At 67.1% G+C, this 13,316-nt stretch carries 13 protein-coding genes and 1 pseudogene; 7 read left to right on the top strand and 7 right to left on the bottom strand.

Annotated features, from left to right (window positions below; translation table 11 throughout):
- Positions 1-22: 22 nt before the first annotated feature.
- On the bottom strand, positions 23-370 hold the full coding sequence (locus tag BX604_RS10370; RefSeq protein WP_098550701.1) for a GFA family protein: 348 nt from the start codon (positions 368-370) through the stop codon (positions 23-25).
- Positions 371-524: 154 nt separating this feature from the next.
- Between BX604_RS10370 and BX604_RS10365 the strand changes: the two are divergent.
- Positions 525-784: pseudogene (locus BX604_RS10365) on the top strand (DUF1272 domain-containing protein).
- 22 nt (positions 785-806) lie between these two features.
- On the opposite strand, the gene BX604_RS10360 reads toward BX604_RS10365, so the two are convergent.
- Complete coding sequence (locus BX604_RS10360; RefSeq protein ID WP_373562422.1) at positions 807-1,490, bottom strand: FadR/GntR family transcriptional regulator; 684 nt, start codon at positions 1,488-1,490, stop codon at positions 807-809.
- A 155-nt stretch (positions 1,491-1,645) separates the two neighbouring features.
- Between BX604_RS10360 and dgoD the strand changes: the two genes are divergently transcribed.
- On the top strand, positions 1,646-2,794 hold the full coding sequence (gene dgoD, locus BX604_RS10355; protein WP_059233275.1) for a galactonate dehydratase: 1,149 nt from the start codon (positions 1,646-1,648) through the stop codon (positions 2,792-2,794).
- Positions 2,795-2,920: 126 nt separating this feature from the next.
- Here dgoD and BX604_RS10350 read toward each other — a convergent pair whose 3' ends face one another.
- Entirely contained in the window at positions 2,921-3,853 is a 933-nt protein-coding gene (locus tag BX604_RS10350) for a CopD family protein (RefSeq protein ID WP_098552813.1), read from the bottom strand.
- A 377-nt stretch (positions 3,854-4,230) separates the two neighbouring features.
- Here BX604_RS10350 and BX604_RS10345 point away from each other — a divergent pair, with 377 nt between their 5' ends.
- The 3 genes from BX604_RS10345 to BX604_RS10335 all read left to right on the top strand — a co-directional run bounded on the left by BX604_RS10345 (position 4,231) and on the right by BX604_RS10335 (position 7,894).
- The gene (locus BX604_RS10345) at positions 4,231-4,992 is read left to right on the top strand and encodes a c-type cytochrome (RefSeq protein ID WP_098550699.1); all 762 of its coding nucleotides are present in this window, start codon (positions 4,231-4,233) and stop codon (positions 4,990-4,992) included.
- A gap of 19 nt (positions 4,993-5,011) precedes the next feature.
- Positions 5,012-6,310: a c-type cytochrome gene (locus tag BX604_RS10340; protein WP_098550698.1), complete on the top strand. Its 1,299-nt coding sequence runs from the start codon at positions 5,012-5,014 to the stop codon at positions 6,308-6,310.
- Between the two features lie 129 nt (positions 6,311-6,439).
- On the top strand, positions 6,440-7,894 hold the full coding sequence (locus BX604_RS10335) for a DEAD/DEAH box helicase (RefSeq protein WP_098550697.1): 1,455 nt from the start codon (positions 6,440-6,442) through the stop codon (positions 7,892-7,894).
- Here BX604_RS10335 and BX604_RS10330 read toward each other — a convergent pair.
- The 3 genes from BX604_RS10330 to BX604_RS10320 form a co-directional block, all read right to left on the bottom strand.
- A complete protein-coding gene (locus BX604_RS10330) occupies positions 7,879-8,394 on the bottom strand; it encodes a hypothetical protein (RefSeq protein ID WP_098550694.1) in 516 nt (171 codons plus the stop codon). The genes BX604_RS10335 and BX604_RS10330 overlap by 16 nt on opposite strands.
- 72 nt (positions 8,395-8,466) lie before the next feature.
- Positions 8,467-9,294, bottom strand: a complete 828-nt coding sequence (locus BX604_RS10325) for a ferritin-like domain-containing protein (protein WP_098550692.1) — start codon at positions 9,292-9,294, stop codon at positions 8,467-8,469.
- A 315-nt stretch (positions 9,295-9,609) separates the two neighbouring features.
- Positions 9,610-11,250 carry a gamma-glutamyltransferase family protein gene (locus BX604_RS10320; RefSeq protein ID WP_098550689.1) on the bottom strand — a complete coding sequence of 547 codons (1,641 nt, stop codon included), beginning with the start codon at positions 11,248-11,250 and terminating at the stop codon, positions 9,610-9,612.
- A gap of 213 nt (positions 11,251-11,463) precedes the next feature.
- On the opposite strand from BX604_RS10320, the gene BX604_RS10315 reads away from it, so the two are divergent.
- Positions 11,464-12,243 carry a DeoR/GlpR family DNA-binding transcription regulator gene (locus BX604_RS10315; RefSeq protein ID WP_098550686.1) on the top strand — a complete coding sequence of 260 codons (780 nt, stop codon included), beginning with the start codon at positions 11,464-11,466 and terminating at the stop codon, positions 12,241-12,243.
- Positions 12,244-12,545: 302 nt separating this feature from the next.
- Complete coding sequence (locus tag BX604_RS10310) at positions 12,546-12,743, top strand: hypothetical protein (protein ID WP_044846784.1); 198 nt, start codon at positions 12,546-12,548, stop codon at positions 12,741-12,743.
- Positions 12,744-12,831: 88 nt separating this feature from the next.
- Here the strand turns inward: BX604_RS10310 and BX604_RS10305 are convergent, their stop codons facing one another.
- Complete coding sequence (locus BX604_RS10305) at positions 12,832-13,200, bottom strand: hypothetical protein (protein WP_179894792.1); 369 nt, start codon at positions 13,198-13,200, stop codon at positions 12,832-12,834.
- Positions 13,201-13,316 lie beyond the last annotated feature (116 nt).

Raw genomic sequence — 13,316 nt, 5'->3', positions numbered from 1 at the left:
CCGGCTCACGCTGCTGCCGGCGCTAGTGCGAGCGGCCGTCGAAGTGCGTGACGGGCAGCGCGTCGAGATCGACATCCTCGAGGCATCGCACGTTGATCGCGGCCATTTCGGTGCCGTTCGGATGGGTGCCCTCGCCGAACGTGTGAATCCCGCAACGCTTGCAGAAGCGATGCCGGATCACGTGCTTGTTGAACATGTAGGTCGCGAGGTTCTCGTCCGGCGTGAGCAGCGTCAGATGCTCGCGCGGCACGAACCACATCAGCGCGCCCTTGCGCTGGCAGATCGAGCAGTTGCAGGCCATCACGCCCTGCAGGTCGCCTTCCGCCTCGAACTTCACGTCGCCGCAGTGACAGCTTCCGCGATAAAGCATGGTCGTCTCCCGGGGTGGCCCGTGCGCGTCGACGGCACCCCGGCGGGACACCGTTGGCCGGGCCGACTCAAGCGCGTACAGTAGCGCGCAGCCGCACCGTGCGCAATGTCCGGCGACGGCCGTCCCGAACCGCTCCGATCACCAGGAAATCGCCATGCTCGAACTGCGCCCCGGCTGCGAATGCTGCGACAAGGATCTGCCGCCCGATTCGGCGGAGGCACGTATTTGTACGTTTGAGTGTACGCGGGCGGCCAGCCGTTTTGCGCGAGCTGCGCCGACGACGTGCTGAAGGCCCGCTGCCCGAACTGCGGCGGCGATCTGGTCGCGCGCCCGCGGCGGCCGGCGAGCCTGCTCGCGACATACCCGGCGTCGACGCAACGCGTGCTGAAACCCGGCGGCTGCGCAAACGCCTGACGCCACGCCGGCGCCCTGCCGGTCACGACATCTCGATCCGCGCGCGCGTCACCGCGAGCAGCGTCGTCATCGCACGGCGCGCGCCGTCCTCGTCGCGCACGCGGATCGCGTCGCTGACGGCCGTGTGCTCGGCGAGCGACGCGTTGAACACGTGCGCGCGCCGCGCATTCAGATGCAGCTGCGCCTCGAGCGTGCGGTCGATCAGTGCGCCGAGCGGCACCAGCAGTTCGTTGCCGCCGGCCTCCAGCACGCTCAGGTGAAAGCGCAGGTCGGCGCGCACCCATTCGTCGATGTTGCGTGCGGCGGCCATCGCACGCACCGCGTCCTCGATCGCATCGAAGCCGCCCGGGCCGTGTGCGCGCGCCGCCAGCGCGGCCGCGTGCGGCTCGATCATCTCGCGCATCTCCTGCAGCTTCAGCGCGAACGCGAGCGGCGGCGCGACGCGCGCATACCAGTCGAGCAGATCGGCATCGAGCAGGTTCCACGCGCGCCGCGGCCGCACGCGCGTGCCGACCTTCGGCCGCGATTCGATGAGCCCCTTCGACGTCAGCGTGCGCAGCGCCTCGCGCAGCACCGTGCGGCTCACGCCGAACATCTCCATCAACTCGGGTTCCCTCGGCAGCAGCGATTCGGGCGGATAGTCGCCGCGCAGGATCGCGGTCGCAAGCTGGAAAGCCGTCTGTCCATGCAGGTCGCGTTGAATGATCGTTCTCCGTTGACGGCCATGCCGCCGGTTGCCCACTATCTGCACAATAATGCTATTAATACTATTTTTTATCAGCCTACGCTAGGATAACCGCACCGCACGCGACCGGCCCGGCCTCCGCACGTCCGCACCGGTCAACCCTGGAGACTCGCGACATGAAAATCACCCGCCTCGAAACCTTCGTCGTCCCGCCGCGCTGGCTGTTCCTCAAGATCGAAACCGACGAGGGCATCGTCGGCTGGGGCGAGCCGATCGTCGAGGGCCGCGCGCACACGGTCGAGGCCGCCGTGCAGGAACTCGCCGACTACCTCGTCGGCCGCGACCCGCTGCTGATCGAGGATCACTGGCAGGTAATGTATCGCGCCGGCTTCTACCGCGGCGGTCCGATCATGATGAGCGCGATCGCCGGCGTCGACCAGGCATTGTGGGACATCAAGGGCAAGCATCACGGCGTGCCCGTGCACGCGCTGCTCGGCGGCCAGGTGCGCGACCGGATCAAGGTGTATTCGTGGATCGGCGGCGATCGCCCGAGCGACGTCGCGAACAATGCGCGCGCGGTGGTCGAGCGCGGCTTCAAGGCCGTGAAGATGAACGGCTCCGAGGAGTTGCAGATCGTCGACACCTACGACAAGGTCGAGCAGGTGATCGCGAACGTCTCGGCGGTGCGCGACGCGGTCGGCCCGCACGTCGGGATCGGCGTGGACTTCCACGGCCGCGTGCACAAGCCGATGGCGAAGGTGCTCGCGAAGGAGCTCGATCCATACAAGCTGATGTTCATCGAGGAGCCGGTGCTGTCGGAGAACGCCGAGGCGCTGCGCGACATCGTCAACCAGACCAACACGCCGATCGCGCTGGGCGAGCGGCTCTACTCGCGCTGGGACTTCAAGCACATCCTCGCGGGCGGCTACGTCGACATCATCCAGCCCGATGCATCGCATGCGGGCGGCATCACCGAGTGCCGCAAGATCGCGACGCTCGCGGAAAGCTATGACGTCGCACTCGCGCTGCACTGCCCGCTTGGGCCCATCGCGCTCGCCGCGTGCCTGCAGCTCGATGCGGTCAGCTACAACGCGTTCATCCAGGAACAGAGCCTCGGCATCCACTACAACCAGGGCAACGACCTGCTCGACTACCTGCGCAACCCGGAGGTGTTCCGCTACGAGGACGGCTTCGTAGCGATCCCGCAGGGTCCGGGGCTCGGCATCGACGTCAACGAGGAGAAGGTGCGCGAGATGGCGAAAACCGGCCACCGCTGGCGCAACCCGGTGTGGCGTCACGCGGACGGCAGCGTCGCCGAATGGTGAGACAGGCTGGATTGCGCGGGCATCACGCCGCGCCGCCGGTTTCGATACGGCCGCCCGACCAGGCGGCCGTTTTTGCGTGCGCGGCACGCGCGGGCGACGCCGCCGCGCGCCGCGCCGGGCGTACCGTCAGTTGAGCGCCGCGAAGCCCGGCACGCTGAACGACAGCACGGCGGCCGCGACGAACACGCCGATCATCGTCAGCGCTTCGAGATGCAGAATGTTGCGGAACGTGTGCGCATCCTCGGTCGACGCGGTGCGACGCAGGCGCGGCAGCGCGGAGAGGCGGTTCAGCCCGCCGAGCACGAGCGCGAGCACGACGAGCAGCAGCTTGAGCAACAGCACGCGGCCCCACGTGCTGCCGTCGAGCGGCGCGAGCGAGCCGCCGAGCCCGCGCAGCGCATTGAGCACGCCGGTGCCGAGCACGAACACGACCGCGATCATCGACGTGCGCGACAGGTGCTGGCCGACCCGGATCAGCGCGCCGCGCGCGACCGACGCGCCGAGCACCGGCAGCACCGCGAGCCCGCCCGCGAGCACGAGGCCGCCCCACACCGCGGTGGCGAGCAGGTGCAGCGTCTGCACGCCGACCGCGGCGGACAGCGGGCCCGTGTCGGCCGCATGGCCGAGCGACGCCTTGCCGCCCGCGATCACGATCACCGCGAGCCACAGCACCGCATGTGCGCGCGGGCCGTCGGGCTTGGCCAGCGCGACGATCGCGAGCACCACGGCGCCGGCGAATGCGACGCTCCACGCGAAGCCCGCATGGGTTTGCGTGAGCACGACGGGAATCGCGGCGAACGCGCCGCCGAGGCCCGCACCGCTCATCGACGCCGCCTCGTACACCAGCCAGCCGAGATCGGCGAGCACGAGCGCCAGCGCCGCCGCGACCAGCGAATGTTGCGCGCGCAGCCATGCGGGATGCGACGGCGCGACGACCGGCCGCGCGCCGTCCTTGCCGAGCCATGCCTTGAGCAGCGCGGAGCCGACCGCCATCGCGAACGTTGCATCCATCAGCGCCGCGAGCGCCACCTGCCCGATCCACAAGCTGTCGATCCTCATCGTGCGCACCCTCCCGACAACGGCAGGCCGGCGATGCGGCGGCAAACGGAACAACGGCGGGAAGACGGCAACGGCATGGTAAAAAACGTCATCGATGATTCCGGAAACGGGAGAAATGACTGGATCTGCGGCGGAGGCGGCGCCGCGCGACCCGCGAGTGTACGGTCTTCGATGGTCAAAGCGCACGCCGGTTCACACTACCTGCGCCCAAACCGCGTCAAATTGTCGCAAGTCGCAAACAGACAGGAACTGATGTCCTTTTGCCAAATAGCCGTCATTACCCATCAATGATAGAATGCCGCGTCGCAGCAGCCCGGCTGTCCTGCCGTCCACGCGCCGAGCCGATCGTAGCCCGGACAGGTCCCCGACGAATAAACATGGAGTCTCGTGTGTCTTCAAGACGCCTCTTCCGTCCGTTGCTCGCCGTTCTCTTGATCGGCAGCGCGGGCCTTATGAGCGCTGCCCAAGCGCAGACCAAGCCCGAGCAAGCGCACGCCCAGCAGGCGCCGCTCAAGGCACCCGATACCATGGCCGAGCGCGTGCGCGGCTGTACCGCATGCCACGGCGTTCACGGCCAGGGCACGGACAACGACTACTTCCCGCGGCTTGCCGGCAAGCCCGCGGAGTACTTGTACAACCAGCTCGTCAATTTCCGTGACGGCCGGCGCAAGTACCCGCCGATGAACTACCTGCTGACGTACCTGAACGACGATTACCTGAAGGAAATCGCCGAGCACTTCTCGGCCGAGCGTCCGCCGTACCCGACGCCGGCCACGCCGACGCTGCCGGCTGCCACGCTCGCGCGCGGCAAGCAGATCGTCACGCAAGGCGACCCGTCCCGCAAGCTGCCGGCCTGCGTGGCCTGCCACGGCGCAGGGCTGACCGGCATGCAGCCTGCGATCCCGGGCCTCGTCGGCCTGCACGCCGACTACCTGAGCGCACAGCTCGGCGCATGGCGCTCGGGCAACCGTCACGCGAAGGCACCTGATTGCATGCACGAGATCGCGTCGAAGCTGTCCGACGAAGACGTGACGGCCGTGACCGCATGGCTTGCGGCTCAACCGGCGCCCGCCAACCCCGTGCCGGCTCCGGCGCGTTCGATGAAGACTCCGCTCGCCTGCGGCAGCGAACCGCAATAAGGCAAGGGAGACAGACACAATGAAACGCAAGTCCCTGTTTGCACTCTCGGCTGCCGCGATCGTCGCTGCCGCCGCTCTCGTCCCGGTCTTCTGGCCGGGCAGCGACACGCTGCACGGCGCTGCTGCCGTCGCGGCCACGCCGGCCGACCAGGCCGCGCTGATCAAGAAGGGCGAATACCTCGCGCGCGTCGGCGACTGTATCGCTTGCCACACCGTGCGCGGCGGCAAGTCGTTCGCGGGCGGCCTGCCGATGGCGACGCCGTTCGGCACGATGTACACGCCGAACATCACGCCGGACGACACGGACGGTATCGGCAAGTGGACGTCGGACGACTTCTACCGCGCGATGCACACCGGCCGTTCGAAGGACGGCAGCCTGCTCTACCCGGGCTTCCCGTTCGCGAGCTACACGAAGGTCACGCGCGCCGATTCGGACGCGATCTACGCGTACCTGCGTTCGGTTGCGCCGGTGTCGGTGCCGAGCCGTCCGCACGAACTGAAGTTCCCGTTCAACAACCGCAACCTGCTGATCGGCTGGCGCACGCTGTTCTTCAAGGAAGGCGAGTACAAGCCGGATCCGACGAAGTCGGTCGAATGGAACCGCGGTGCGTACCTCGTCGAAGGCCTCGGCCACTGCTCGATGTGCCACACGTCGATCAACATGATGGGCGGCCCGGTGACGGGGTCGGCGTTCGCCGGCGGCCTGATTCCGCTGCAGAACTGGTACGCGCCGTCGCTGACGAACGACAAGGAACTCGGCCTCGGCGACTGGCACGTGCAGGAGCTGTCCGACCTGCTGCAGGCCGGCGTGTCGAACAAGGGCGCGGTGTTCGGCCCGATGGCCGACGTCGTGCACAACAGCCTGCAGTACATGAACGACGAAGATACGCGCGCCATGTCGACGTACCTGAAGTCGATCCCGCAGAAGGCTGAAGCGCCGAAGAACATGCAGTACGAGCCGTCGAAGCAGTTCGGCAATGCATTGTTCGACCAGGGCAAGAAGATCTACGCGGACAACTGCGCGACCTGTCACGCGGCAACGGGCTCGGGCAAGCCACCGGCCTATCCGCCGCTGGCAGGCAACCATTCGATCGTGATGGAATCGGCAGTCAACCCGATCCGCATGGTGCTGAATGGTGGCTATCCGCCGAGCACGTTCAAGAATCCGCGTCCGTACGGGATGCCGCCGTTCGCACAGTCGCTGTCGAACCAGGAAGTCGCGGCAGTCGTCACGTATATCCGGATGTCGTGGGGCAACAACGGTACGCCGATCTCGCCGCAACAGGTGAGCGACCTGCGTTCCGCGCCGCTTGACTAAATAACGCGCGACACAAACGGGGGCGCGGCTGCGGGAAACCGCAGCCGCGCCCCTTTGCTTTTTGCGACGCCAGTTCCCCGCGCGGGCCGCGCGAGGCGTCGCCGATCATAAAACTCAAGAGTGGTATCTATGTCTTTCGAATCTCTCGGCTTGGCCGAACCGCTCGTCAAGGCGGTCAACGAGCTCGGCTACACGTCGCCGACCCCCATCCAGCAACAGGCGATCCCGGCCGTCCTCGGCGGCGGCGACCTGCTCGCCGGCGCACAGACCGGCACCGGCAAGACCGCCGGCTTCACGCTCCCGATCCTGCAGCGCCTGCATACCTTCTACACCGAGCACCGCGGCGCGAAGCGCGCGGTGCGCGCGCTGATCCTCACGCCGACGCGCGAACTCGCCGCGCAGGTCGAGGAAAGCGTGCGTGCCTACAGCAAATACGTGAAGCTGCGCTCGACCGTGATGTTCGGCGGCGTCAGCATCAATCCGCAGATCGATGCGCTCAAGCGCGGCGTCGACATCGTCGTCGCGACGCCGGGCCGCCTGCTCGATCACATGCAGCAAAAGACGATCGACCTGTCGAACCTCGACATCCTCGTGCTCGACGAAGCCGACCGGATGCTCGACATGGGCTTCATCCACGACATCAAGCGCGTGCTCGCGAAGCTGCCGCCGCAGCGTCAGAACCTGCTGTTCTCGGCCACGTTCTCCGACGAGATCAAGGCGCTCGCCGACAGCCTGCTCGACTCGCCCGCGCTGATCGAAGTCGCACGCCGCAACACCACCGCGGAAGGCGTCGCACAGAAGATCCACCCGGTCGACCGCGATCGCAAGCGCGAGCTGCTCACGCACCTGATCCGCGAACACAACTGGTTCCAGGTGCTCGTGTTCACGCGGACGAAGCACGGCGCGAACCGGCTCGCCGAACAGCTGACGAAGGACGGTATCAGCGCGATGGCGATCCACGGCAACAAGAGCCAGTCGGCCCGCACGCGCGCGCTCGCCGAATTCAAGAACAGCACGCTGCAGGTGCTGGTCGCGACCGACATCGCCGCACGCGGGATCGACATCGACCAGTTGCCGCACGTCGTCAACTTCGACCTGCCGAACGTGCCGGAAGATTACGTGCACCGGATCGGCCGCACGGGCCGCGCGGGCGCGACCGGCGAAGCCGTGTCGCTCGTGTGCGTCGACGAGAAGCAGTTGCTGCGCGACATCGAGCGGCTGATCAAGCGCGAGATTCCGCAGGAAGTAATCGCGGGCTTCGAACCCGACCCGACCGCGAAGCCGGAACCGATTCAGCAGCGCCGCGGCCAGCAGCCGCGCGGCGGCAACAGCGGTGGTGGCGGTGGCGGCAATCGCCAGCCGCGTGCAGGCGGCTCAGGCCAGCCGGCCGCGAAGCGCGACGGCAACGCGCAGCCGAAGGCCGCGAAGACGGCGAAGCCGCGCGCGGCAGGCGGCGCGAGCGGCAACGCCGGCAATGGTGGCGGCGGTCGCCCGGCCGCCGGCAACGGTGCCCGTCCCGCGAACGGCAATGCCGCGCACGCGAACCGCAATCGTTCGTCGCGCAGCGGTCAGCGCGGCCACTGAAGCCGCGCGGCCGCGCGCCGCAGGTGCTCGACCTGGCGCTGCCAGCGTGCGAGCACCTCGGTGCGCGCCCCTTCCAGCGCAAACGTGACGCCAGTCGCGAGACGCGCATAGCCGACCCGCTGCGCATCGCCGTGCGCGATCGTCGCAGCGAATCCGGCCAGTCCGCCGAAGTCCCCTTCGAGCGGTTCGATCCTCATTTGAGCCTGCCAGAACGCGCCGTCCGCGACGAGCGTCAACGCGGCCGCACGCCGTTGCGCCAGCGCGCGCGCCGCACGAGATTGCGGCCATAGCGCGAGCAGCAGCGTGCCCGCATCGCGCGCGTAGATCTCGCCGACGCTGAGCAGCGTCGTGCGCAACTGGCCGTCGTCGGTCGCGACGATCAGCGCTGCGGCAAAGTCGGCGTGGCGGTCGAGCGCGGTGCCGTCGAACAGTGCAACGACAGCCGGCGGCCACGTGTCGAACGTCCATTGTTCGAGCGCGTGGCGATGGGAATCGGTCATGATGGCGGCCCCGGTGGAAAGCGAATGACGATGCCGCAGCATACGCGCCAGGGGCGGTTCACGCAGTGACGATCAGCGGAAGAACACGTGCTGCGTGAGCTTCGTGAGCGGATAGTGGACGCCCGGCTGGATCTTCGCGGGCAGGTCGAGCGGCTTGAGCAGCATCTTCACGCACATGTCGGCCGACAGGTTGCGTCGCACCAGCGAGTTGATGCGCGCCACGCGCGCGCGGTTGTATTCGCTGTCGCCGATGTGCTCCGGATAGCGGATCGCGAACACGTGGCGCAACGCGATCTCCGAATCCTCGTTCTTGATTTCCATCACGCGACGCATCAGCGCACCGAGCACGGCGAGCCGGCCATTGCCTTCGAGCTGGTTGTACTTCTTGAAGTATTTGAAGAAGTGCTTGTAGTGGCGCACTTCGTCCGTGCGGATGTTGTCGGTGATTTCCTTCAGTACGGGCTCGTCCGAGCACTCGTTGATCGCGCGATAGAGCGTGGCCGTGCCCGTCTCGACGACGCAGCGCGCGACCATCTCGAGCGCGCGCGTCTTCTCGAACGCTTCGATCGAGCAAGTCTTCGAATACTCGTCGAAGAAATTCGCGAACGCGGTATCCCAGTCGAACTCCGGCCACACGTGCGCGATGTACGCCTTCAACGCGCGGCCGTGCTGCAACTCTTCGTGCTCCCATGCATTGTTGAGCCACGCGGATACTTCAGGATCGTCGTTGAAGAACTCGCTCAGGTTGCTCGTGTACAGATCGGAGCCGCTCTCGATGAAGGATGCCGCGCACAGCAGCAGCAGCAAATCCTCGTTCGCAGCGGCGCGCTGACGATCGATCCGGTTCAGATCGATGTCCTCGATACGCCACGGCATGACATGCGTCGTTTCAGTGTGCATGGTGATGCGCTCCCAGTCGTCGCGCGACCGTCCGGCCCGTGCCTTCGGCAACAGACCCGGAGCGCCCGCAGGCGACGTTTTGCTTGCATTTATAGTGGATGGGTCCGGCCGAACCATTCTGGCATCTTAGCCGGACTTCGATCTTCGTGCTTCAGAGCACTGACCATACCTGACGGGCGCAGTTCCACCGCCTGTATTGCCGTTCGTTAGATGAGTTCTTCGAACGGATGGCGCGCATGCGGCAGCATGTGCTGCATCAAGCAAAACGGGCGGCCGTTCGGCCGCCCGTCGGGGCACCACACTGGAAGCGTTCCGTCAGAAACCGGCCGCCAGCCCGTCGCGGCGGCTGTCGCTCGCGGCCACGTAGCCGCGCTCGGGATCGTCCGGATCGAGGCGCCACACGAACTGCCCCGAACCGAAATCCATGTAAGGATCGTCGATCGACTTGATCGTATGGCCGCGCGCGGCGAGCGCATCGACCGTGTCGCGATTCATCGTCGCCTCGACGTCGAGCGTGAAGTCGCGATTGACCTTCCAGCGCGGCGCGCAGCATGCGGCCTGCGGCTGCTGCCCGTACCCGAGCATCCGCACGATGGTCTGCAGATGGCCCTGCGGCTGCATGTCGCCGCCCATCACGCCGAAGCTCATCACGGCCTCGGTGCGGCCGTTCGCTTCCTCGGTGACGAACGACGGAATGATCGTGTGGAACGGCCGCTTGCCGCCCGCGACGACGTTCGGCGACGCCGGGTCCATCGAGAAGCCGTGCCCGCGGTTCTGCAATGCAATGCCGGAGCCGGGCACGACGAGCCCCGAACCGAAGCCCATGTAGTTCGACTGGATGAAGCTCACCATCATCCCGCGCTCGTCCGCGGCGGACAGATAGATCGTACCGCCCGAATGCGGCCGGCCGGACGCGAAGTGCGTCGCGCGCGAGCGGTCGATCAGCTTCGCGCGCGCCGCGAGATACGCGTCGTCGAGCATCTGCTCGGGCGTCACTTCCATCGCGCGCGGATCGGCGACGTAGCGATAGACGTCCGCGAACGCGAGCTTCATCGCCTCGATCTGCAGGTGCTGCGAGTCGACCGAATCGACCGGCCACTCGGTCACGCCGGCATGCTCGGCGATGCCGAGCGCGATCAGCGCGGCGATGCCCTGCCCGTTCGGCGGGATCTCGTGAATCGTGTGGCGGCCGAAGCGCTTGCCGATCGGCTCGACCCATTCCGGCCGGTATGCGCGCAGGTCGGCTTCGGTCAGCGCGCCGCCGCCTTCGCGCGCAAACGCCGCGATCTGCTCGGCGAGCGCGCCCTCGTAGAATGCGCGCGCACCTTCCTTCGCGAGCGTGCGCAGCGTCTGCGCATGGCCCGGCAGGCACATGCGTTCGCCGACGAGCGGCGCGCGCCCGCGCGGCATGAAGGTCTCGGCGAAACCCGGCAGCCCCTGCAGTTCGGGCACCGCGGCCGCCCACTTGTGCGCGACGATCGGCGACACCGAATAGCCGCGCTCGGCGATCTCGATCGCCGGCTCGAGGAGATCCGCGAACGGCAGCGAGCCGAACTTCGCGTGCAGCGCTTCCCAGCCCGCGATCACGCCCGGCACCGTGACGGTATCCCAGCCGCGCGTCGGCTTGTTCGCGACGCCGTTCGCGTCCTCGCCGTGGCGCTTGCGGAAATAGTCGGGGTTCCACGCGGCAGGCGCGACGCCCGACGCATTCAGCCCCGACAGCCGCTCGCCGTCCCACACCAGCGCGAACGCGTCGCCGCCCAGCCCGCACGACACGGGCTCGACCACCGTGATCGCGGCCGCAGCGGCCAGCGCCGCGTCGACGGCGTTGCCGCCCTTCCACAGCATCCGCAGCCCGGCCTGCGCGGCGAGCGGGTGCGACGTCGACACGACGTTGCGTGCGAACACCGGGATGCGGGTCGTCGGATACGGGTTGTGCCAGTTGAAGCCAGTCATCGGTTCTACCTCGTCGAAAGCTGAATGAATGCGCGCCCGCGCGTGCGGGCAGTCCGCCATTGCAGCGCGATCTAGGCAATCATGCAAATTCATTTGTCACATCAATCCATGCGATTTGCGCATGAATCGCCGGCAACCGTGCGCGGCAGGCCGGTCGAACGCCCTTCCCGCCCTTACAATAGCCGCTCCGCCTTACGATCCGACCGCCGAGCCATGACCCGAGATCCTCGCCTCACCCTCAACGCGCGCCAGCAGGAATTGCTCGAATGGGTGCAGCGCGACGGCTTCGTGACCGTCGACGATCTCGCCGCGCATTTCGCGGTCACGCCGCAGACGATCCGCCGCGACGTGAACTGGCTCGCCGACCTGAACCTGCTGCGCCGCTACCACGGCGGCGCGAGCCTGCCGACCAGCTCGGAGAACGTGTCATACACCGCGCGCCAGCGCATGTTCCACGACGAGAAGCGGCGCATCGCGGCGCTCGCGGCGTCGCACATCCCCGACCAGGCATCGCTGTTCATCAACCTCGGCACGACGACCGAGGAAGTCGCGCGCGCGCTGAACCGCCATCACGGGCTGCACGTGATCACGAACAACCTGAACGTCGCGTCGATGATGAGCGGCTACCCCGATTGCGAGGTGCTGATCACGGGCGGCATCGTGCGACCGTGGGACAAGGGCATCGTCGGCGAACTCGCGATCGACTTCATCCGCCAGTTCAAGGTCGACTACGCGATCATCGGCACGTCGGCGATCGAAGCCGACGGCACGCTGCGCGATTTCGACACGCGCGAGGTGCGCGTCGCCGAAGCGATCATGCAGCACGCGCGCACCGTCTATCTCGTCGCCGATCATTCGAAAGTCGGCCGCCCCGCGCTGGTGCGCCAGGGGCATCTGAGCCAGGTGCACGCGCTCTTCACCGACAAGCCGCTGCCGGCCGAGATGGCCGATGCGGTCGCGACCGCGGGCACCGAGGTGTATGTCGCGGAATGACGGTTGCGATGCTGCACCGCACCCAAAACTTCAAGTGAAATCAAGAAGTTGGCGCGACGGCCGAACCGCTTGCAGCATGCGTGCCTGTCAAACTGAAAATTAACGGGGCACGATTTGTCGTTGCCCGCGCGCTCGACTAGACTCCAGTTCCCCGGCCCGTTCGCGCGATCCGCCCGTGCCAAGGCGTGTGCGAATCTCCAGGCCGGCGAAGACAGCTTTCCCCCCAAGCCATACCCCGCGGGGTATCGCGCACCGGCGTTTGCGCCGGCCGCGCGGGCAAACCGGTTGCCATGGAGAGAACGATGCTGAGTCCGCATGAATTCGCCACGCTACTGCTAGTAAAGGACGCCCCCGATCACGGCGACATGGATCGCGATGAACTCGACGCGCTGCTCGAACAGCAGCTCGTACGACTGGAAGGACTGGGATCGGGACGCAAGTACTGCGTGACCGAAACCGGCGACGCCGCATTGCGATCGATCAAATGCCGCTATTCGTGAAGTCCTGCTGTTCCTGACCTGAGCGCCCGGCCGGATTCCCGGCCGGGCCGCCTTCCCCGCCCGTTCCGCCTCCCGCAGCTTTCCCGCGTCAGCCGCCGCGCAGCGTCGGATCGACCGCGGCCCGCCAGCTCACCGCCTGCGCACGCGCGCCGTTGAAATATGCGACCCAGCCGGCACGCCCCGCCGCGTCCGGCGCCACATAGTGCGTCGAAAGTTCGTTTACGAACGCACAATAGTTCGCTTGCGTCAGCCCGCGATACCGTTTCGCGACGTACGCGTCGTACAGCGTCGAATAGACCGGCTGCGCGTCCGCGCCCCAGTCGCGCGCGGCACCGCCGCACGACGTCTGCAGGTCGACGAATGACGGTGCACGCCAGTTGCCGGCCAGCGGCGGCGTGCCGACGGTGCAGCCTGCCAGAACGACGGCGCACGCGCCGGCCCACATCCCAATACGCATGACTCACCTCGCGAAACGGTCGATTCCGCCAGTATCGTCCGGGATGGCGCCGCGCGCTACTGGCCCCGCTTTTTCGAACTTTACTTTTTCGATTTCGTTCGTTAAATTTCGAATTC

It is taken from the genome of Burkholderia sp. JKS000303, assembly GCF_002563755.1.
In the GTDB taxonomy this organism is placed as follows: Bacteria; Pseudomonadota; Gammaproteobacteria; order Burkholderiales; family Burkholderiaceae; genus Burkholderia; species Burkholderia anthina_B.
The sequence above is the reverse complement of the archived record's forward strand: the minus strand, read 5'-3'. Positions and strand labels throughout refer to the sequence as shown.